The 20,425-nt window shown below is 71.4% G+C and carries 16 protein-coding genes; 10 read left to right on the top strand and 6 right to left on the bottom strand.

Features of this window, described 5'->3' with window-relative positions; genetic code table 11:
- Window positions 1-24: 24 nt before the first annotated feature.
- Complete coding sequence (locus ACFY0D_RS13855; RefSeq protein ID WP_390798550.1) at window positions 25-1,170, bottom strand: LacI family DNA-binding transcriptional regulator; 1,146 nt, start codon at window positions 1,168-1,170, stop codon at window positions 25-27.
- Window positions 1,171-1,916: 746 nt separating this feature from the next.
- Between ACFY0D_RS13855 and ACFY0D_RS13850 the strand changes: the two genes are divergently transcribed.
- Together ACFY0D_RS13850 and ACFY0D_RS13845 are read left to right on the top strand one after the other, a co-directional pair.
- Window positions 1,917-3,206: a glycosyl hydrolase gene (locus ACFY0D_RS13850; protein WP_390798549.1), complete on the top strand. Its 1,290-nt coding sequence runs from the start codon at window positions 1,917-1,919 to the stop codon at window positions 3,204-3,206.
- Window positions 3,207-3,294: 88 nt separating this feature from the next.
- Window positions 3,295-5,505: an endo-beta-N-acetylglucosaminidase gene (locus ACFY0D_RS13845; RefSeq protein WP_390798548.1), complete on the top strand. Its 2,211-nt coding sequence runs from the start codon at window positions 3,295-3,297 to the stop codon at window positions 5,503-5,505.
- A gap of 21 nt (window positions 5,506-5,526) precedes the next feature.
- Here the strand turns inward: ACFY0D_RS13845 and ACFY0D_RS13840 are convergent, their stop codons facing one another.
- Window positions 5,527-6,942, bottom strand: a complete 1,416-nt coding sequence (locus ACFY0D_RS13840; protein ID WP_390798547.1) for an ATP-binding protein — start codon at window positions 6,940-6,942, stop codon at window positions 5,527-5,529.
- A gap of 12 nt (window positions 6,943-6,954) precedes the next feature.
- A complete protein-coding gene (locus tag ACFY0D_RS13835) occupies window positions 6,955-7,671 on the bottom strand; it encodes a response regulator transcription factor (RefSeq protein WP_351163225.1) in 717 nt (238 codons plus the stop codon).
- 299 nt (window positions 7,672-7,970) lie between these two features.
- Here ACFY0D_RS13835 and ACFY0D_RS13830 point away from each other — a divergent pair, with 299 nt between their 5' ends.
- The 8 genes from ACFY0D_RS13830 to ACFY0D_RS13795 all read left to right on the top strand — a co-directional run bounded on the left by ACFY0D_RS13830 (window position 7,971) and on the right by ACFY0D_RS13795 (window position 15,968).
- Complete coding sequence (locus ACFY0D_RS13830) at window positions 7,971-8,756, top strand: amino acid ABC transporter ATP-binding protein (RefSeq protein ID WP_390798546.1); 786 nt, start codon at window positions 7,971-7,973, stop codon at window positions 8,754-8,756.
- A 117-nt stretch (window positions 8,757-8,873) separates the two neighbouring features.
- A complete protein-coding gene (locus ACFY0D_RS13825) occupies window positions 8,874-9,725 on the top strand; it encodes a glutamate ABC transporter substrate-binding protein (protein WP_390798545.1) in 852 nt (283 codons plus the stop codon).
- Window positions 9,726-9,808: 83 nt separating this feature from the next.
- Window positions 9,809-10,483, top strand: a complete 675-nt coding sequence (locus tag ACFY0D_RS13820; protein ID WP_319725043.1) for an amino acid ABC transporter permease — start codon at window positions 9,809-9,811, stop codon at window positions 10,481-10,483.
- Window positions 10,480-11,376 carry an amino acid ABC transporter permease gene (locus ACFY0D_RS13815; RefSeq protein WP_390798544.1) on the top strand — a complete coding sequence of 299 codons (897 nt, stop codon included), beginning with the start codon at window positions 10,480-10,482 and terminating at the stop codon, window positions 11,374-11,376. The genes ACFY0D_RS13820 and ACFY0D_RS13815 overlap by 4 nt, the downstream gene beginning before the upstream one ends.
- A gap of 1,834 nt (window positions 11,377-13,210) precedes the next feature.
- Window positions 13,211-14,836, top strand: a complete 1,626-nt coding sequence (locus tag ACFY0D_RS13810; protein WP_390798543.1) for an FAD-dependent monooxygenase — start codon at window positions 13,211-13,213, stop codon at window positions 14,834-14,836.
- Window positions 14,837-14,868: 32 nt separating this feature from the next.
- Window positions 14,869-14,955: a putative leader peptide gene (locus ACFY0D_RS13805; RefSeq protein WP_311318651.1), complete on the top strand. Its 87-nt coding sequence runs from the start codon at window positions 14,869-14,871 to the stop codon at window positions 14,953-14,955.
- Window positions 14,956-15,033: 78 nt separating this feature from the next.
- Window positions 15,034-15,582, top strand: coding sequence for a cysteine dioxygenase (locus tag ACFY0D_RS13800; protein ID WP_351163237.1), 549 nt, complete (start codon window positions 15,034-15,036; stop codon window positions 15,580-15,582).
- Window positions 15,579-15,968 (top strand): rhodanese-like domain-containing protein, encoded by a 390-nt coding sequence (locus ACFY0D_RS13795; protein ID WP_390798542.1) that lies wholly within the window; start codon window positions 15,579-15,581, stop codon window positions 15,966-15,968. Before ACFY0D_RS13800 ends, ACFY0D_RS13795 begins: the two co-directional genes overlap by 4 nt.
- A gap of 92 nt (window positions 15,969-16,060) precedes the next feature.
- Here the strand turns inward: ACFY0D_RS13795 and ACFY0D_RS13790 are convergent, their stop codons facing one another.
- From ACFY0D_RS13790 to recA, 3 genes are all read right to left on the bottom strand, one after another.
- A complete protein-coding gene (locus ACFY0D_RS13790; protein WP_390798541.1) occupies window positions 16,061-18,613 on the bottom strand; it encodes an FtsX-like permease family protein in 2,553 nt (850 codons plus the stop codon).
- 90 nt (window positions 18,614-18,703) lie between these two features.
- Window positions 18,704-19,270 (bottom strand): recombination regulator RecX, encoded by a 567-nt coding sequence (gene recX / locus ACFY0D_RS13785; RefSeq protein WP_301366004.1) that lies wholly within the window; start codon window positions 19,268-19,270, stop codon window positions 18,704-18,706.
- A gap of 3 nt (window positions 19,271-19,273) precedes the next feature.
- Window positions 19,274-20,383 carry a recombinase RecA gene (recA, locus tag ACFY0D_RS13780; RefSeq protein ID WP_390798540.1) on the bottom strand — a complete coding sequence of 370 codons (1,110 nt, stop codon included), beginning with the start codon at window positions 20,381-20,383 and terminating at the stop codon, window positions 19,274-19,276.
- Window positions 20,384-20,425 lie beyond the last annotated feature (42 nt).

Raw genomic sequence — 20,425 nt, 5'->3', positions numbered from 1 at the left:
GGCGGCTCCAGGAAGGTTTCAGGATTAAGTATGCGCCGGGGGCGGCGCCGTGCTCTCGCGAGGCTCCAGCCTCGGCCGCTCGCTGATCCGCAGCCCGGGCGGGCTGCCCGCGAGGACGGCCAGGAGCTCCTCGGCTGCCAGCCGGCCGAAGCCCGGGGTGTCCCGTACGAGTGCGGTGAGCCGGGGATGGGTCACCCGGCAGAGCGCGGAGTCGTCCCAGGCCACGATCGACAGCCGGCCCGGGACGGGGATGCCCAGCTCGGCGGCGACCGCGCTCCCGGCCACAGCCATCACGTCGTTGTCGTAGACGAGCGCCGTGGGCGGATCGGGCTCGGCGAGGACCCGTCGGGTGGCCGCCGCGCCCTCGGCGTCGGAGTAGTCGGTGACCACCGAGCGCACCTGGTCCGGGCCGAGGCCGCGACGTGCGGCCTCGGCCCGCAGGGACTCCATCCGGCGGACCGTGTGGGCGAGACCGGGGAGCCCGGCGACGTGCACGATCCGGCGGTGGCCCAGCCCGTACAGGTGCTCCAGGACCTGGGCCATGGCGCCGGCGTCGTCGGCCCGGACCGACGACAGGGTCGCGGAGGAGGGAGCCGGGGCAGAAGCCGGGGCGGGAACCGGGGAGGGAACCGGGGAAGGACCTCGCCCGCCCCCGTCAACGCCCCCGTCTCCAAAGCCGCCGACCGCGCCGCCGGCCGGGGACAGGGCCTCGCCGATGGTGACCGCGGGCAGGGCCAGTCCTTCGAGGAGCGCCGGTCGCGGGTCGCTCGTGCGCGGGTCGACGACGAGGACCCCGTCGACCCGTCGCTCGGCCCACCAGCGGCGGTAGACGGCGCATTCGGCGTCGATGTCCTCGACGACCTGGAACAGCAGGGCCGTCCGGGCGGCGGAGAGGACCTCCTGGATGCCGGAGACGAGCTGGAGGAAGAAGGACTCGACGCCGAGCGTGTGCGCGGGCCGGGCGAGGACCAGGCCGACGGCCCCGGAGCGTTCGCCGGACAGGGCCCGGGCCGCGCTGTTGGGCTGCCAGCCGAGTTCCTCGGCGACGCGCCGGATCCGGGACCGGGTGTCCTGCGAGACGCCCGGCCGGTCGTTGAGCGCGAAGGAGACGGCGCTCTCCGACACACCGGCCTGCCGGGCGATGTCCTTGATCGTGGGTCTGCGGGCCATGGCCTGCCTCATTCGTCCTTCGGGTGCGTCACACGTGGCGGAATACGGACGGCAATGGCCGGACCGTACGCGATCCTGCCCTGACAGGCCGCTTTTATGACGATCCATTGGTTTCCGGTGGTTTCCGGGAGGGTGTCGATCGGCGGATGGCACTCCGCGACACGTCACCCCGTACTGCACGTCCCCCAGCGGGCCCGTCCCCGTGCGGTGCGGCCAGGAGCGACTGAACACGGTCTGCTGCGGCTGCCGTTCCACCTGATCCCTGACCCCGCATCACGAGGCGCTCCGGCGGTCCGCTGCGCGTACGGAGCTGCACGAACGGAGCTGCGCGCCCGGCCACCCCGGTCGGCTGCCCGGCGGCCTCCAGGCGGCCCGAAGCGGCGACGGCCCGGCCGGGTTCCGCCGGTGACCCGGTGTGCACCGGGGCCGGCAGGTCCCGGAACCCGGTGAGGTCGCAGCCGGGGCTCCGCAGCGCGCGCAGCGGTGCCCGGGCCGGGGTGGCGGCCGGGTGACCGAAATACCGCTGATACCACTGTCCATTTCCACACACTTCCTTGCGGCCAGCCGCAACTAAAGCGCATTAGTTTTCTCAGGCTCTTCTCCCCGGAACCCTTGTGTCAACTGGGCTGAAGCGCATAAGTGCACAAGCGTGGGCCCTGTTGACTTTCCCCACCCGCACCGGCAGGTTGTGCCGCATCCGGTGAATTCCTCCAGTACTCGCGTACTCCAGAACTCCAGGACGCCCTGTGCCCGATGACGCGCTCCGCTTCGGTGCCAACTACACGCCGGCCCGCGGCTGGTTCCACCACTGGCTGGACTTCGACCTCGCCGAGGTGCGGGCCGACCTCGACTCGATCGCCGCGCTCGGGCTGGACCACATCCGCGTCTTCCCGCTGTGGCCGGTCTTCCAGCCGAACCGGACGCTCATCCGGCCGCGCGCCGTCGAGCAGCTCGTCGCGCTCGCCGACGCGGCCGCCGAGCACGGGCTCGACGTCAACGTGGACGGCCTGCAGGGGCACTTGTCGAGCTTCGACTTCCTGCCCGCCTGGACCCGGACCTGGCACCGGCGCAGCATCTTCACCGACCCGGACGTGGTCGCCGGGCAGGAGGAGTACCTGCGCACGCTCGCCGCGGCCCTCGCCGACCGGCCGAACTTCCTGGGCATGACGGTCGGCAACGAGATCAACCAGTTCTCCGGCGCCCCGCACCCCGACCCCGACCGGATCACCCCGGACCAGGCCGCCCGCTGGCTGGAGCGGATGCTCGCCGCCTGCGAGGCGGGCGCCCCGGGGCGGCTGCATCTGCATGCCGAGTACGACGCGGCCTGGTACCAGGACGGGCACCCCTTCACCGCGGCCCAGGCGGCCCGGCTGGGCGGGGCCACCGCCGTGCACTCCTGGGTGTTCAACGGCACCGCCCAGCGCCACGGCCGGAGCGGGACGGCGACCGAGCACCATGCCGCGTACCTGATCGAGCTGTCCAAGGCCTGGGCCCTGGACCCGCACCGCCCGGTGTGGCTCCAGGAGGTCGGCGCCCCGGCGCCGCTGATCCCGCCCGAGCACGCGGCGCGGTTCACCGAGGCCACCGTCGCGAACGCCCTGGACTGCCCGGACCTGTGGGGCGTGACCTGGTGGTGTTCGCACGACGTGTCCCGGGAGCTCGCGGACTTCCCGGAGCTGGAGTACGGCCTCGGCCTGCTCACCAACGACCGCCGGACCAAGCCGGCCGGCGCCGCCGTCTCCCGGATCGCCGAGCGGTGGCGGGGCCGCGCACACCGCCCGGCCCCGCGGTCCACCGCGCTCGCCGTGGACGTCGGCGGGGATGCGGGCGAGGTCGCGGGCGCTGACGCCGACGGGGCGGCGGGGGCTCCGGGGCGCTCGGTGTGCGCCCCCGGCGGCGGGTTCTTCGAAGCCTGGGCCTCGCTGACGGCCCAGGGGGTGCGCCCTGCGGTGGTCCTCGCGGAACGCGCCGCGGACCCGGCCCATCTGGCCGCGCGCGGCATCACCGAGGTGCTGCGCGTGCGCGACGTGACGTGACGTGACCTGCCCTGACCAGACCTGCCCTGACCTGACCGAGCGATCCCCCGATCCTTCGATCCACCGATCTCTTCGTGAGGAGCCCCGCATGCCCGAGACCGACAACGGCGTCGATCCCCGCACGCCGCCCGCCGCGGTACGGCCGACCCGGCGCAGGGTGCTGGCCACCGGGGCCGGGGCCGCCGCGCTGCTGGGCCTGGCGGGCCGCGCCCGGGCCGCCGCCGCGCTCGCCCCCTTACCCGTGGGGACGTCGGCACCGGCCCCGGCCGACCTGGCCCCGTACGCCTCGTACTGGTTCCCGGACTCCCTCCCCTCGGGAACCCCCGGCCCCGGGATCGTGTGGCGCTCGCTCAGCCGGTGGACCCCCGAGAGCGACCCCGATCTGGCCCACAACACCTCGACCGTGCCCCTGGCGGAACGGTTCACCCCGGTCCCGGCGAACCGGGACGCCCGCGCCGGCCAGGCCCGTATCTCCTCCCTGGTCTCCTTCGGGCCCACGGCCGGGAACCCGTCCCAGGGCTCCCCGACCGCCGACCACTACGCGCTCACGCACTGGGCGTACATCGACGAGCTGGTCTTCTGGGGCGGCTCCGCCGGCGAGGGCATCGTGCTCGCGCCGAACGCGCCCGTGGTCGACGCCGCCCACCGCAACGGGGTCCGGGTGCTGGGCAACGTGTTCCTGCCGCCCGTCGCCTACGGCGGCGACCTCCGGTGGACCCGCGACCTGGTGCGGCGGGACTCCCGCGGCCGCTTCCCGATCGCCGACAAGCTCGTCCAGGTGGCGCGGTCCTACGGCTTCGACGGCTGGTTCCTGAATGCCGAGACCGACGGCGGGGACAGTGCGCTCGCCACCCGGATGCGGGAGTTCCTGCGCGCCCTGCGGGCGGCCGGCGAGCCCCACGGTCTGCGCATCACCTGGTACGACGCCATGAACAGCACCGGCCGGGTGGGCTGGCAGGGCGCCCTCAACGCGCTCAACCAGGAGTTCTTCGAGGACCGGGCCGGGAAGGTCTCTGACGCGATGTTCGTCGACTTCCGCTGGACCCCGGACACCCTGGCCGCCTCGGGCGCGCTCGCCGGCCGCCTCGGCCGCTCCCGCCACGAACTGTGGGCCGCCGTGGACACCGAGTCCCGCGGCTGGGACTCCGTCGTCGACTGGGACGCGATCGTCCCGCGCGGGCGGGACCACGTCGTCAGCTACGGCTTCTACCGGCCCGAGTGGACCCGCAACCACCTCACCGACCGCTCCCCCGGAGCCTTCCACCGCGCCGACGACCGGTTCTGGACGGGCGAGTCCCTGGACCCGGCCCGGCCCGCGCCCGAATCCGGGTCCGCGGCCGCGTCCGGGTCCCGCTGGCGGGCCCCCGCTACGGTCGTCGCCGACCGGTCCACCGTCGCCGGGCTCCCCTTCGCCTGCTCCTTCAACGCCGGGCACGGGCTGCGCTGGTACGACGGCGGCAGGGTCGTCTCGGACGCGCCCTGGAACCACTTCGGGCTCCAGGACCGGCTCCCCGGCCGCCGCTGGGCGGTGGACACCGCCGGGGCGCGCCCCTCGGTCACCCTGGACTTCGCGGGCGCCTGGCGCGGCGGCTCCAGCCTGCTCGTCGAAGGCGCGCTGACCGCGCCCGTGATCATCGGGCTGCACTCCACACGGCTGCCGCTGACCCCCGGATCGGTCCTGGAGCTGGTGCACGCCACCGGTCCGGAGCCGGTCCCGGCGGAGAGCACGGCGGAGGTCGCGGCCGAGATCGCGGCCGAGATCGTGGTGGAGGTAGGTGTGGCCGTCCGCGAGCCGTCGGGCCCCGGCGAGCCGGTCCCGTACACGTGGCTGCCGGCCGGGACCCGGGATGCCGGGCAGGGCTGGCGCACGACGCGGGCCGGGCTGGCGTCGCTGGCGGGCAGGACCGCGTACGGCCTGGCGGTACGGATCACCGCGCTCGGGAAGAAGCCGGTGGTGTGGCGGCTCGGCGCCGTGTCGGTGCGCGACGAGACCCGCACCCGGCGCCCGGCTCCGCCCACCGCACCGGTCGTGGACGCCTCGTCCCGGCAGGACGGCCGGGCCTGGCTGCGCCTGTCCTGGCGGGCGGCGGCAGGTCCCGGCGGGCGTCCGCGCCACTACGAGGTGTGGCGGGTCCTCCCGGACGGCACCCGGCGCTTCCTCGGGGGCACCTGCGGCACCGCCCTGTACCTGCCCGCCGTCCCGCGTGCCGGGCGGGAGCGGGCGGCGGCGTTCGAGGTCCGGGCCGTCGACGAGCTGTACGCGGTGTCGGAGGCGGCCCGCACCACCCTCGTCTGGTAGCCGGACCCGCGAGGCCTGGGGTCAGGCGCCCTGGGGGTCGGTGCGCGGGACGGCCACCGTCACCCGCAGCCCGTGCGGCGGGTTCTTCTCGTAGGAGAGGGTCCCGCCGCCCGCGGCGAGCAGGGCGCGGGAGATCGACAGGCCGAGCCCGGAGCCCTTGACGTTCTGGTGGCGGCCGCTGCGCCAGAACCGGTCGCCGACGCGGAGCAGCTCGTCCTCGGTGAGGCCGGGGCCGCGGTCGGCGACGACCACACGGACGGAGCGCCCCTCGCTGGAGACGGAGACCTCGACCTCCTCACCCGTGGGGGTGAATTTGAGGGCGTTGTCGATGACCGCGTCGAGCGCGCTGGACAGGGCGATGGGGTCGGCCCAGCCGGTGACGGCGGTCCGGCCCGTCTCGGTGAGCCGTACGCCCTTCTCCTCGGCGTACGGGCGCCACGCGGCGACCCGCTCGGCGGCCAGGGCCCCGATGTCGGTGAGGCTGATCTCGGCCGAGGTGTGCTCGGCCAGCGCCAGGTCCAGCAGGTCGTCCAGGACCTGGGTCAGGCGCTTGCCCTCGGTACGCACGGAGGCGATCTCCTCGTTCCCCTCGGGCAGTTCCAGGGCGAGCAGCTCGATCCGCAGGAGCAGCGCCGCGAGCGGATTGCGCAGCTGGTGGGAGGCGTCGGCGACGAACGCCCGCTGCTGTTCCAGGACCTCTTCGACGTTGTCGGCCATCTCGTTGAACGAGTGGGCCAGGCGTTGGAGTTCCGGGGGCCCGCCGGCGGCCGCGACGCGCGAGTTCATCCGTCCCGTGGCGATGCCGTGGGCGGCCGCGTCCAGGGTCTGCACGGGCTTGAGCACCCAGCTAGTGAGCTTGAGGGCGGCGCCGAAGGCGACCAGCATGGCGGCGGCGAGCCCGCCCGCGATCAGCAGCCAGCCCTTCAGGATGCGGGCGCGCATCTGGTCGGTCGGGGATTCGGTGGCGACGACGGCGACCACGTCGCCGTCGAGGACGACCGGGGAGACGACGAGCAGTTTGCCGTCGGTCTGCCAGGGCCACACCTGCGGGGGATCATGGCTGCGCCGGCCGGCCAGCGCCTCCGCGAAGGCCCGGCGGCCCTCGGCCGTTTCCGGGAGCTGCCACCAGCCCGGGGACCGGGCCAGGGCGTTGTAGTTGCGGTGGAAGATGCCGACGCGGATTCCGTACAGGGTCTGGTAGCGGGTGAGTTCGAGCCCGAGGGCATCGCGGCGCTCTTCGGCTCCGGTGGTGGATCCCGAGCCCTCGGCGTCGATGAAGAACTGTGCGAGGGCGGCGAAGCGGGCGCTGTCGTCGATCCGGTCGACCACCACCCGCTGCTGCTGGCCGGCGGCCAGGCTCACCGCGAGCGGGAAGCCGAGGGCGAGCAGCGTGCCCGCCATCAGGATGACGAGCAGCGGGAGCAGACGGGCACGCACGGCAGAGGGCCCCTAGGGAGCGGCCGGGGCGACGAGCCGGTAGCCCACCCCTCGGACGGTCTCGATGAGGGCGGGCATGCGCAGCTTGGAGCGCAGCGAGGCGACGTGGACCTCCAGGGTGCGCCCGGTCCCCTCCCAGCTGGTGCGCCACACCTCGCTGATGATCTGCTCGCGGCGGAAGACGACGCCGGGCCGCTGCGCGAGCAGGGCCAGCAGGTCGAACTCCTTGCGGGTGAGGGGTACGTCGGCGCCGTCCACGCTGACCCGGCGGGTGGGCAACTCGATGCTGACGTTGCCCAGGCGGACGGTCGCGGGCGTACCGGTGCCGGGGGCGGCGGCCTCCTCGGCGGCGCCGGTGCGCCGGGCGACGGCGTGGATCCGGGCGAGGAGCTCGCCGGTGTCGTAGGGCTTGACCACGTAGTCGTCGGCGCCCATGTTCAGGCCGTGGATGCGGGAGCGTACGTCGGCCCGCGCGGTCACCATGATCACGGGTGTGGCGGTGCGCTTGCGGATCTTCCCGCACACCTCGTAGCCGTCCTGGTCGGGCAGACCGAGGTCGAGCAGGATCACACCGTAGGGCTGGGGGCAGGCCGGGGCGCCGGCGGCCAGGAGCGCCTGCAGGGCCTCTTCACCGTTGCGGGCGTGGGTGACCTGGAAGCCGTGGCGGGCGAGGATCGCGGACAGGGCTGCCGCGACGTGATCGTCGTCCTCGACGAGCAGCAGTCTCATGCCGTCCCCCTCTCCTCTTCTCTCACTCGGGCTTCACCACGCATGGTCACACGCAGGGCCGCACATAGGGCCACCATGCATCCACGCCGATGCGGAGTCCCACGTCAAGGGAGTCCCGCCCCGGCGCGCCTTCCGTTATGCACCCGGTACGCGTCCATGATCGACCACATCGGTGGTGCGCACGGAGCGTATCCGGAAGAGGCCGGATCGTTATCCTCAATTCTCCCTCAGATGTGATGACGTTGTGCGCGTCACGTCACTACTGTCCTCCCAACCGAGGAGGACGGAGCAAGAAGCCGATGAGCGGAGTATCAGTGACCAAGGACGTGCAGGACGCGGCCGGTACCGCAGACGACCTGGTCGTACTGAGCAACGTCAACAAGCACTTCGGCGCGCTGCACGTGCTTCAGGACATCGATCTGAGCATTGCCCGCGGTGAGGTCGTCGTGGTGATCGGTCCCTCGGGATCGGGCAAGTCCACGCTGTGCCGGACCATCAACCGCCTGGAGACCATCGACTCGGGCACCATCACGCTCGACGGCAAGGAACTGCCCTCGGAGGGCAAGGAACTCGCCCGGCTGCGCGCCGACGTCGGCATGGTCTTCCAGTCGTTCAACCTCTTCGCGCACAAGACGGTGCTGCAGAACGTCATGCTGGGCCAGCTGAAGGTCCGCAAGACCGACCAGGCGGCGGCCAAGGCGAAGGCGCTGTCCCTGCTGGAGCGGGTGGGCGTCGGCACTCAGGCCGACAAGTACCCGGCGCAGCTCTCCGGTGGCCAGCAGCAGCGTGTGGCGATCGCCCGGGCGCTGGCCATGGAGCCGAAGGTGATGCTCTTCGACGAGCCGACCTCGGCGCTGGACCCGGAGATGATCAACGAGGTGCTGGAGGTCATGCAGCAGCTCGCCCGGGAGGGCATGACCATGGTGGTCGTGACGCACGAGATGGGGTTCGCCCGCTCCGCCGCCAACCGTGTCGTCTTCATGGCGGACGGAAAGATCGTCGAAGAAGCGACTCCCGAGCAGTTCTTCAGCAACCCGCGCAGCGATCGGGCGAAGGACTTCCTGTCGAAGATCCTGCACCACTGAGGTTTCCGTCTGGTAGTCATCCGTATGCGGATCACCGCCGGATCGTTCCTGTCGGCCGTGCGTGCGCCGTATGCGTCGCCCGTCGTTCAACAACGTCTCATCCGAGGGAAGTTCATCATGAAGATCTCCAAGGCCGCTGCGGCCGCGGCTGTCGCCGTCGCTCTCGCCCTGACCGCGACCGCGTGTGGCGGCAGCAAGCAGGACGCCGCCAGTGACGGCGGTGCCTCCGGTGGCGCCAAGGACAAGCTCGTCGTCGGCATCAAGTACGACCAGCCCGGCCTCGGCCTGAAGACCCCGGACGGCAAGTTCACGGGCTTCGACGTCGACGTCGCGACCTACGTCGCCAAGGAGCTCGGCTACGAGCCGAACCAGATCGAGTTCAAGCAGGCCGTCAGCGCCGAGCGCGAGAACCTGATCGCGAACGGCGACGTGAAGTTCGTCGTCGCGACCTACTCGATCAACGACAAGCGCAAGGAGAAGGTCGACTTCGCCGGCCCGTACTTCCTCGCGCACCAGGACCTGCTGGTCCGCGCCGACGACACGAGCATCACCAAGGTCGAGGACCTGAACAAGAAGAAGCTCTGCTCGGTCACCGGCTCCACCTCTGCGCAGAACATCAAGAAGACCCTGGCCCCCGAGGCCGACCTGCAGGAGTACCCCGGCTACTCCGACTGCCTCACCGGCCTGGAGAACAAGGCCGTGGACGCGCTGACCACGGACAACTCGATCCTGGCCGGCTACGCCGCGCAGGAGAACAACAAGGGCAAGTTCAAGCTCGTCGGCCTGAGCATGAGCAACGAGAACTACGGCATCGGTCTGAAGAAGGGCGACAAGGAACTCCAGACCAAGATCAACGCCGCGCTCAAGAAGATGGTCGAGGACGGCAGCTGGCAGAAGGCCGTGGACAAGAACCTCGGCCCGGCCAACTATAAGAACGAGCCTGCCCCGCAGATCACCGAAGGCAGCTGATTCATCGGTGAGGCGCGTCGCCACCCGCCTGCTGCGGGCGGCGGCGTACCTCACCGGCCATCCTGGGGAGAGCGCAGGGCATCGTGTTCGATTTTCTTGATTCCGGGCAGTACGACGTGCTCGGAGCCTTCTGGGTGACGGTTCAGCTCACCCTCTATTCGGCGGTTGGATCTCTGATCTGGGGCACCGTCCTGGCCGGGATGCGGGTGAGCCCGGTCCCGCTGCTGCGGGGCTTCGGCACCGCGTACGTCCACCTGGTACGCAACACGCCGCTGACCGTGCTGATCCTCGCCTGCTCGCTGGGTCTGTACCAGACCCTCGGCATCAACCTGGGCGGCGACACGTCCAAGGAGACCGGCTTCCGGCTCGCGGTCCTCGGGCTGATCGCCTACACCGGCACCTTCGTCTGTGAGGCCCTGCGCTCCGGCATCAACACCGTGCCCGTGGGCCAGGCCGAAGCGGCCCGCGCACTGGGGCTGAGCTTCTTCCAGGTACTCCGCCTGATCGTGCTCCCCCAGGCCTTCCGGGCGGTCGTCGCACCGCTCACCAACGTGCTGATCGCCCTCACCAAGAACACCACGGTGGCGGCGACCATCGGCGTGGCCGAAGCGGCCCTGCTGATGAAGGAAATGATCGAGAACGAGGCGGACGCGCTCTTCGCCGTCTTCGGGGTCTTCGCCCTCGGCTTCGTACTGCTGACCCTGCCCACCGGTCTGCTGCTGGGCTGGGTTTCCAAGCGAGTGGCGGTGAAGCGATGACCTCCGTGCTGTACGACGCCCCCGGCCCCAGGGCCAAGGTGCGCAACTGGATCTACAGCGGGATCTTCGTCGTGCTGTTCGGGCTCGTCCTGTGGTGGGTGCTGTCCCTCATGGGCGAGAAGAACCAGCTCGACGCCGACAAGTGGACTCCCTTCGTCACTGACAGCCAGGTCTGGACCACCTTCCTGATTCCCGGCCTGCTGGAGACCCTCAAGGCCGGCGCGCTCGCCATGGTGATCGCCCTCCCGCTGGGCGCGCTCCTGGGCATCGGTCGGCTGTCGGACCACGCGTGGGTGCGGGGGCCGGTCGCCACTTGGGTCGAGTTCTTCCGCGCCATCCCGGTACTGATGCTGATGCTGTTCGGCAACGCGCTGATGGCGCCGCGGTTCTTGGACGTTCCCTCCGACACCCGGCCCTTCTGGGCCGTGGTCACGGGCCTGGTCCTCTACAACTCGGCCGTCATCAGCGAGATCGTCCGGGCGGGCGTGCTCTCCCTGCCCCACGGCCAGAGCGACGCCGCCAAGGCGATCGGCATGCGCAAGGGTCAGACCATGACCTACGTGCTGATCCCGCAGGCCGTTACGGCGATGCTGCCTGCTCTGGTCAGCCAGCTCGTGGTGATCCTCAAGGACACCGCGATCGGCGGCGCCCTGCTCGGCTTCGCGGAACTGCTCTCCACGTACCGGCAGATCTCGGCCAACTACAGCAACACCATCGCCACCCTCTTCGTGATCGCGCTGATCTACATCGTGGTGAACTTCGTCCTCACCACTTTCGCCTCCCAGCTGGAAGGCCGGCTGCGGAAGTCGAAGAAGGGCACCGGCGCCGTCGTCGAGGGCGACGTGGCCGAGGTCGACGCGGGCGGCGCGGCCGGCGTGGGCAAGGCCCCCTGACACGAGCGGCCGACCAGCGAGGCCGGAACTGCCACGTTGCGCAGAGGCGGTACACAGAGGCACTAGATCTCTGACACTCGGTCAGTACACAAGCACGGCAGTGTGGTGCGGCGGATCTCATCCGCCGCACCACACGTTTGTTCGGATGCCGTGTCACTCGGCACAAGCAGCGTCGCGGGTGTCAAGCCGCCCCGGCCGGTCCTCACCGGCTGGGCTTGATTGGCGGCGCACTCGACGAGCACCCCCGGCACCGTCATCGGACACTCCAGCACCACGGCTGCGGCCGCAACGAGTACACAGCATGGTGGCGAAAGCGCGCATCCAGCGGCTTGCCGCATTCCAACGGGCACTTGCGACACCGATCTCAGCACGTTCGAGGAACAGTGTGACGGTTCACACCTCCGGCTACGGGCGGCACCTGTCAGTAGTTTTCCCCAACCAGAGGTCACTATCGGAGCGCCGCTGCCACAGCCGGCTTCGCCCAACACCGTCGTGCGCCAAGATTGAATCGTCGGTCTCATTTTCGACGACAAACAGTGCCCAAGCATCCAAGATAGAACACCAACAAAGCGCAATCGCTGCAACGAACCACTGTGGTGCCTCATCGAAATTCGATGAGGCACCACCTCCGCCCGACCGATCACCATCAACCCGTTCGGGCTTTGCGCCAAGCGCTAGAGAACAGCTCGAAGCCCTAGTAGGAGCGAGTCCAGAACGTGCCGCCAATTACGTAAGTCATCGGCGGACAGAAGGCCAATGAAGCCCCACTACTGGACCAGGAGTTCGAATCCCACTCAATGGCTGGTTCACCATTATACGGCTGACATTTGGCGACCGCCTTCCATCGGCCGCCATTACCGTTGGAACAGTGGGCCGCCCGACCGTTACTCTCGGGGACAGTCCAGCTCGCACAACCGTCCGGCCAGCCCGTAGGCGCAGCATTGGCCGTTCCCTGAAGCCCGATACATGCCATCGCCGCAGCAGCCAGCGCCACGAATGCCTTTTTCATCACCGCTGTTCCTTTCCCCGTGATCCGAAAAACTCAGGTGTTATCGCGGACGGACGTCTCAATGCCTGCAGAGGTGGCCCGAAATGAGTGCTGGCAGTAGGCGACAGAGGTTCCCACCTGCTTCCACGGCCCATAGAAACCCGAAACTCGGTCGTTCTCGGAGTCCGTACATAAGACGTACGCTCGGTAGGAACCGCCGTTGTGGCTACCACAGCTGGCAACCGCCCCCCAGTTACCGGGAACCTCGTACTTACAACCTCCCGGACGGCCCGTAGCGGCAGCCGATGCGGTGGTAGCAGCTCCGATGGAGAAGACACCGGCCAGCAGCAGCCCCGTCGCCGGAATTACGGCGGCACGAAGACGAGTACTCTTCAGCAACTTTCTTCACCCACTTTCTCGCACGGAAGACCCTTCAAGGGTCAATCAAAAAACGCTGAGGCAACAACCTCGATTCGAAGCCGCACCCCCCTCTTGCAACAGACGGCATCACCCGCCCCTCGCGCATCGATGACAATTCCACACCGCCCGCGACCCCGCAAGTAGATATAAAGCCTCTGAGGGTTGCTTGAGCTTCGGAGACGGAAGGGCTAATTCTGGAAACTCGGCGACCGAAATTCGCCACATATCAAACGCGCCACACTGTCCAATTCTCAAGCCATTTCAGGAGGCGGCAATAAAATGATCTTCACTGTTCGAATAAAGTAATGCCACATTCGGAATCTAATGCTCCCCTTGTCGGCACGCCGACTAGGGTCACTTGACGCGGGCACCTACAGTGGGTTGCATACGTTCTGTGATCACATACCGGACATCGGGAGCCGTGCCATGGACCCGGTGATCGTCGTCGGCGCGGGCCCCGTCGGGCTGTCCCTCGCGCTCGCCCTCGCGGGTGCGGGCGTGCCTTCCGTCGTGCTCGACGAAGGGCCCGGCAAAGAGGAGGTCCGCCCGGCCCGTACCGTCGTGCTGCACGCCGAAACGGCGGCCATGGCGCACCGGCTGGGCTGTACGACGCTGCGCGACGAGGGGGCGTACTTCGCCGCCTGGCGCACGATGCGCCGCAGCCGGCCCGACCGGCGGATCACCTTCGAGGACCACCCGGCCCCGCTGCACGTTCCGCAGCACGCGCTGACGCGCGGACTGCGCCACGCCGCCACGGCCCACCCGCTCGTCCAGCTGGTCACCGACAGCAAACTGGACTCCCTGGAGCAGGACGGCCGGGGCGTCACCGCGCACACCCGGGGCGCCGAGACCACCTGGTGGCGCGGGAGTTACCTGGTCGGCTGCGACGGCGCCCGCTCCACCGTGCGCAAGCTGCTCGGCATCCGCTTCCCGGGCCGCACCGCCGTGGAGCGGCACGCCGTGGCCGCGCTGCGCACCGAACTGCCCTGGCCCGGCGAGGCCTTGCTGCACCGCAGCCCGCCGCAAGAGGTCACCTGTCGGCCGCTGCCCGACGGGGTGTGGCGGCTGGACTGGCTGCTCCCGCCCAGCGGGGAACTCGTCACTCCCGACGCGCTGGTGACCCTGATCCGCGACACCCTCGCGGTGTGGTGCGGCGGCACGACACCCCCGTACGACCTCATCGACACCGGGGTCCACACCCTGCACCACCGCCTCGCCCGCCGCTGGCGCGACGGCCGCGCCTTCCTCGCCGGAGACGCCGCGCACCTGCTGGGCGCGCTCGGCACCCAGGGGGTCGAGGAGGGGCTCCGGGACGCCGAGAACCTGGCGTGGAAACTCTCCCTGGCCTGGCACCAGGGGGCCTCCGAAGCCCTGCTCGACAGCTACGAGAGCGAGCGGCGCACCGCGGTCGCCTCCCGGCTGCGTGCGGCCGATCAGGCGATCCCGTCGCTGCGGGCCGGGGGCGGCCTGCGCACCTACCTCCCCGGCGCCGCGCGCTCCGCCGAATCCCTGCTCACCGACGGCCACCTGGGGCGCGGGCCGCTGGGCGCCGAACCCACGTACGCGCCGCTGGTCGCCGTCCGGGAAGTACCGACGGCCACGGACCCGGGCGGCCCGGTGGCGAACGTCCCGGTGACCGCGCCCGACGGGGCGACCGTGCCCCTGCGGGACCTGCTCGGGCAGGGCCGGCTGCTGGTGGTCCTGGTGGCTCCCGGCACCGGGGTCTGGGACCGGCGCCACTGGCTCGGCGCCGGGCTGATGCCCCGTCTCGCGGCGGCGGTGAGCGCCCTCCCGGTCCGCACCGACCTGCTGGTCGCGGACAGCTACCCGGGAGCCCCGGCGCACACCGTGCTGCTGGTGCGGCCGGACGGGCACCTGGCGGCGACCTTCGCGGGCGTCCGCCCGGCGGAGCTGTACGAGGCCGCGGACACGGTACGGGCGGGCGCGCCCGCGTCCCGGGTGCCGGCGCCCTCCACGACGACCCCGACACCCACCCCGACACCCACCCCGGCGCCGACACCGACACCGACACCGACCGTGGTGATCGATTGACCGTCTCCGGGACTCCGTGGTTCACTCGCGGAATGACCGGCAACGACGTACGCCTGTGGCGGAGGGTCCATATGGACCTGCTCCGCTACGCGGGCTGCGTGTGTCGCCCTTCCTGCTGATTCGCCCTTCCCTCCGCGCGCCCCGTGCCGTCCACCGGCCTGCGCGCACCTCCGCGAACCCAGGAACGGTCCCCTTTCATGTCTGCACCCGTATCCGCACCCTCGTACGCCCCGGAGTCCGGCTCCGCGGCCGGGGGCCCCACGGCCGCCGAGCTCCTCGACTTCGCCCTCCGCACGGCGGCCGACCCCACGGTCGTGGCCTCGCTGCCGCTCGACCCCGAGGGCCGCACCTGGATCCGGCTGGACGGGCCGGGCGGCAGCGAGGCATGGCTGATCGGCTGGCCGCCGGGCACCGGCACCGGCTGGCACGACCACGCCGAATCGCGGGGCGCGTTCGCCACCGCCCGGGGCCGGCTCACCGAGCACTCGCTGACCGTGCGCCTGCCCTCGGAGGGCTGGAAGTCCCTGGAACTGGCCCCGGACGTCGACCGCCGCCGCACACTGGCCGCGGGCTCGGGGCGCGCCTTCCGGGAACACCACGTGCACGAGGTCTTCAACGAGTCGCAGGCCGAGCACGCGATCTCCGTGCACGCCTACTACCCGCCGCTCCCGCTGATCCGCCGCTACAGCCGCAGCGGCCCGGTGCTCAGCCTGGAGCACGTCGAGCGTCCGGCGGACTGGCAGTGAGCGCCCCGGTCGGCATCGACGAGCTGCTGGAGCGGGTCCGCGCGGGCTACACCCGCGTGGATGCGCGGGAGGCGTACGCCGCCTCCCGCGCCGGGGCCCTGCTGGTGGACATCCGCTACCAGGCGCTGCGCGAGCGGGACGGGCTGATCCCGGGCGCGCTGGTGGTCGAGCGCAACGAGCTGGAGTGGCGCCTGGACCCCCGGGGCAGCCACCGCCTCCCCGAGGCCACGAGCCACGACGTCCAGGTGGTGGTGATCTGCAACGAGGGCTATGCGTCCAGCCTCGCCGCGGCCTCGCTCCACGCCCTGGGCCTGCACCGCGCGACGGACCTGACCGGCGGCTTCCAGGCCTGGAAGACGGCGGGCCTCCCGGTCACGCCCGCCTGAGCTCTCCGGGTTCCGCCCGGACCCGGTCCTCAAACGCCGGACGGGCTGGAAGATCCAGCCCCGGCGGCGTTTGAGGCGCGGGGGTCCGGGAGCTACCCCTTCGCCGTGGCGACATCCACCGGAGGTACCCGCAACGCCACCCGGCCCGGGAGGGCGGTGGCCGCCAGGGCGAGCACCCCGGCCACCCCCACCACCGCCGCGTAGGCCACCGGCAGCACCGCGGGCGCCGCCGCCCCCGTCATGCCCACGCTGAACGCGGTCAGTACCGCGAGCGCGATCCCCGACCCCAGCGCCGTCCCGATCAGAACCACCGCCAGCGCCTCCGTCCGCAGCATCCGCAACACCTGCCGGCGCTTCGCCCCGGCCAGCCGCAGCATCGCGAACTCCCGGAACCGCTCGGCGGTCGACATCGCGAGCGTGTTCACCACCGCGATCGCGGTGAAGGCCAGCACCAGCCCCATCGCCAGCAGGTTGATCTCCGCCCCGGCGTCCTGCAGCTCCGCCCGTGCCGCGTCGGCGTCCGCCGCGGACAGCACCTGTACGCCCGGGAACTCCCGTACCGCTGCGGCCAGTTGGTCCCGTCCTGTCCCCGAACCCGGTTCGGTCGCCACCAGCACGCCGCCGGCCAGCGGATTGTCCGCGTGCGCGGCCACCAGCCCGTGCGGCAGGGTCAGATCGCCGAAGCCGAGCCCCCGCGCGTACACGGCCGAGACCGTCAGCGTGACCGGCGTTCCGTCCCCCAGCGTCAGCTTCAGCGGGCTTCCCGGCTTCAGCCCCAGCTGGTCGGCGGCGAGTTCGCTCACCGCCGCGCTCCCCTCGGCGAAGCCGTCCAGGCTGCCGCCGGTGACCTCGGGGTCCCAGGTCCGGGACAGCCCGGCCGGGGTCACGCCCTGCGCGGCGTACTTCGTCAGCCCCACCCGTACCGACGTGTGCACGATCTCGGTGGCCGCCGTGACCCCCGGGGTACGCCGGATCCGCTCGGCGGCCTCCCGCGTGACCCCGGGACCCTGCGCGGCCAGTACCCACTGGGCCCGGATCCCGTCGCGGGCCTGGGCCCGTGCGGCGTCCCCGAGCGTCGGGGTGATGAAGAGCACGGTGCAGGTCATGCCGATCAGCAGCGCGAGCGGGGTGACGGCGGAGGCCATGCGCGTGGCGTTCCCGCGCAGGTTGGCGGTGGCCAGGTGGCCGCCCGGGCCGGCCAGCCGCAGCGGTCCGGCGAGCAGCACGGTGGCGCCGCGTACGAGCAGCGGGCCGAGGAGCGAGACCGCCCCGGCCAGTACCACCACGGCGAGGAAGGTGACCGGGGTGGAGGCCGGCTCGGTGCGCAGCGAGCCGAGTACGACGACCAGCACCGCCCCGCCCGCCAGCAGCAGCACCCCGAGCGCGCTGCGGATCCAGCCGGGCCGCCGCCGCTCGACGGCGGCTTCGGCGAGCGCCTCGGCCGGGCGGATCCGGGCGATCCGGCGGCCGGTGATCCGGGCGGCGGCCCAGGCTCCGAGCAGGCTGGCGGCGACCGCCGCGAACATCGGGACGATGCCGGCGGTGCGCTCCAGGGTGACGGGGACGACCCCGCTGTCGACGAACCGGCCGTGCAGCCAGGCGGCGAGCGGCAGCCCCGCGAGCGCTCCGGCGACGCCGGCGGCCAGGCCGACGAGCAGCGCTTCCCGGCCGATCATGCGCCGTAGCTGCCCCGGAGTGGCGGCGATGGCCCGCAGCAGGGCGAGTTCGCGGTAGCGCTGCTGGACGGAGAGCGCGAACGTGCCGACGACCACGAGGATCGCGACGAGCAGCGAGGTGCCGCCCATCGCGCCGCCCATGGAGACCAGCTTGATGCGGGCGCCGGCGGCGTCGAGGAATTCGACGGGGCCGCGCTCGTCGCCCGTGGCGACCTGTGCGGTGGTGCCCTGCAGCGCCCGCTCGACCCGGGCGGCGAGCTCGGCGGCGCCGACACCGGGTGCGGGCAGCACTCCGACGGCGCTGACCTGGCCGTCGCGGGGGGCGAGCCGCTGGGCCTCGTCATCGCTGAAGAAGAGCGCGCTCTGCTGGGCGAGGCCGCCCCGGTCCGTCGTCGCGACCCCGCTGACCCGGTACGTCCTGGGTTCACCGGTGGACTGCACGGCGAGCTCGGAGCCGGGTTCCAGCCCGGCGCGGGCGGCCAGCGCACGGTCGACGACGACCTCGCCGCCGCTCTGCGGGGCGCGGCCCTCGGTGAGGGTGAAGGGGGTCAGTGCGGCGGAGGTCCAGGCGTGCCCGTACGAGGGCAGCGGCTTTCCGGGGGCCTTGACCAGGGGGACGGCCTGGAAGGTGAGCTCGGGGACGGCCCGTTCGACGCCGGGCACGGCGCTGACCGTGTCCACGGTGGCGGCGGGGAGCCAGGCCCGCCCGGCGACGGGCTTGGCCTTGTGCTTGGTCTTGGTCCGTCCGCCCTTCTTCTCCTTGACCGTGGTCTCGTGGACGTTCTGGTCGGCGGAGACGAGGATCGGCGTGGCCGCGTAGCGCTCGGTGCCGATCTTTCCGCGGAGTCCCGTTTCCAGAAGCGTCCCGCAGGCGGTGACGAGGGCGGCCGCGCACAGCAGTGCGACGAAGGCGCCGAGGAAGCCGGCCTTGCGGTCCCTGACGGTCTGAAGGGCGTAACGCAGCATCATGCGGTCAACTCTGCCGCCGTGCCCGGCGCCTGACACTGGCGTACTCCGGCGTCCGGTCCCGGGGGCTACCCCCACCCCGGGCCCACCGGCTCACTCCCCGGGATATCCCAGGTCGTCGGCGTCCTCGCCCTCCGTCTCCAGGGCGCGGCGCACCACCCGCAGGGCCATGCCCTCCGGGTATCCCTTGCGGGCGAGCATCCCGGCGAGGCGCCGGATCCGCTTGTCCCGCTCCAGACCCCGGGTGGAGCGGAGCTTGCGCTCCACGAGTTCCCGGGCGGTCTGCTCCTCCTGGTCGGAGTCCAGCAGCTCCAGGGCCTCCTCCACGAGGGTGGCGTGCACCCCCTTGGTCCGGAGCTCCTGGGCCAGCGCCCGGCGGGCCAGGCCCCTGCCGCGATGCCGGGACTCGACCCAGGCACCGGCGAAGGCCGCGTCGTCGATCAGGCCCACCTCCTCGTACCGGGAGAGGACCTGCTGCGACACCTCCTCGGGGATGCCCCGCTTGTGCAGGGCGTCCGCGAGCTGGCGCCGGGTACGCGGGCTCCCGGTGAGCAGGCGCAGACAGATCGCCCGCGCCTGCTCTTCGGGGCTCTGGGGCGGCAGCTCCGAACGGCCCTCACGGCCGCCTCGGCGCTCGCCGCCCCCTTCCTGCTCCCGCACGGGTCAGCTCTTGGCCACGGCGGCCTTGGCCGTCGTCTTGGCCTTCGATGCCGGGGCGGGCACGGCGGTGGCCGCGGCGTCGGCCGCGTCCGTACCGGCTTCGGCGGCGGCGTCCTTGCGGACACCCACGCCCAGCTTCTCCTTGATCTTCCGCTCGATCTCGTTGGCGAGGTCGGGGTTGTCCTTGAGGAAGTTGCGGGCGTTCTCCTTGCCCTGGCCGAGCTGGTCGCCCTCGTACGTGTACCAGGCGCCGGCCTTGCGCACGAAGCCGTGCTCCACGCCCATGTCGATCAGGCCGCCCTCGCGGCTGATGCCGTGGCCGTAGAGGATGTCGAACTCGGCCTGCTTGAACGGGGGCGCGACCTTGTTCTTGACGACCTTGACGCGGGTGCGGTTACCGACCGCGTCCGTGCCGTCCTTGAGGGTCTCGATGCGGCGGATGTCGAGGCGCACGGAGGCGTAGAACTTCAGCGCGCGACCACCGGTGGTGGTCTCGGGCGAGCCGAACATCACACCGATCTTCTCGCGGAGCTGGTTGATGAAGATCGCGGTGGTCTTGGACTGGTTGAGCGCACCGGTGATCTTCCGGAGCGCCTGGCTCATCAGTCGGGCCTGGAGACCGACGTGCGAGTCGCCCATCTCACCCTCGATCTCCGCGCGCGGCACGAGGGCCGCCACGGAGTCGATGACGATCAGGTCGAGGGCACCGGAGCGGACCAGCATGTCCACGATCTCCAGTGCCTGCTCGCCGGTGTCCGGCTGCGACAGGATGAGGTTGTCGGTGTCGACGCCGAGGGCCTTCGCGTACTCGGGGTCGAGCGCGTGCTCGGCGTCCACGAAGGCGACGGTGCCGCCGGCCTTCTGCGCGTTGGCCACGGCGTGCAGGGTCAGGGTCGTCTTACCGGAGGACTCCGGGCCGTACACCTCGATCACACGGCCGCGGGGCAGCCCGCCGACGCCGAGGGCGATGTCCAGCGCGGTCGACCCGGTGGGGATGACCTCGATGGGGTCGTTCGGCTTGTCGCCGAGGCGCATGACCGCACCCTTGCCGAATTGCCGTTCAATCTGTGCGAGAGCGGCGTCGAGAGCCTTCTCGCGGTCGGTGCCTGCCATGGGTTCCACCCGGTTTGCTTGAGTCGATCGCTTCACGTCACT

The organism is Streptomyces sp. NPDC001502, assembly GCF_042894785.1.
In the GTDB taxonomy this organism is placed as follows: domain Bacteria; phylum Actinomycetota; class Actinomycetes; order Streptomycetales; family Streptomycetaceae; genus Streptomyces; species Streptomyces kutzneri.
Note: the sequence above shows the minus strand (reverse complement) of the source record. Positions and strands in the feature narration are given on the sequence as shown.

Excerpts from the sequence above, each read along its gene's own strand:
- ACFY0D_RS13855 (WP_390798550.1), bottom strand. The coding sequence starts at position 1,170 with ATGGCCCGCAGACCCACGATCAAGGACATCGCCCGGCAGGCCGGTGTG.
- ACFY0D_RS13845 (WP_390798548.1), top strand. The coding sequence starts at position 3,295 with ATGCCCGAGACCGACAACGGCGTCGATCCCCGCACGCCGCCCGCCGCG.
- ACFY0D_RS13835 (WP_351163225.1), bottom strand. The coding sequence starts at position 7,671 with ATGAGACTGCTGCTCGTCGAGGACGACGATCACGTCGCGGCAGCCCTG.
- ACFY0D_RS13830 (WP_390798546.1), top strand. The coding sequence starts at position 7,971 with ATGAGCGGAGTATCAGTGACCAAGGACGTGCAGGACGCGGCCGGTACC.
- ACFY0D_RS13825 (WP_390798545.1), top strand. The coding sequence starts at position 8,874 with ATGAAGATCTCCAAGGCCGCTGCGGCCGCGGCTGTCGCCGTCGCTCTC.
- ACFY0D_RS13815 (WP_390798544.1), top strand. The coding sequence starts at position 10,480 with ATGACCTCCGTGCTGTACGACGCCCCCGGCCCCAGGGCCAAGGTGCGC.
- ACFY0D_RS13810 (WP_390798543.1), top strand. The coding sequence starts at position 13,211 with ATGGACCCGGTGATCGTCGTCGGCGCGGGCCCCGTCGGGCTGTCCCTC.
- ACFY0D_RS13805 (WP_311318651.1), top strand. The coding sequence starts at position 14,869 with ATGACCGGCAACGACGTACGCCTGTGGCGGAGGGTCCATATGGACCTG.
- ACFY0D_RS13800 (WP_351163237.1), top strand. The coding sequence starts at position 15,034 with ATGTCTGCACCCGTATCCGCACCCTCGTACGCCCCGGAGTCCGGCTCC.
- ACFY0D_RS13790 (WP_390798541.1), bottom strand. The coding sequence starts at position 18,613 with ATGATGCTGCGTTACGCCCTTCAGACCGTCAGGGACCGCAAGGCCGGC.
- recA (WP_390798540.1), bottom strand. The coding sequence starts at position 20,383 with ATGGCAGGCACCGACCGCGAGAAGGCTCTCGACGCCGCTCTCGCACAG.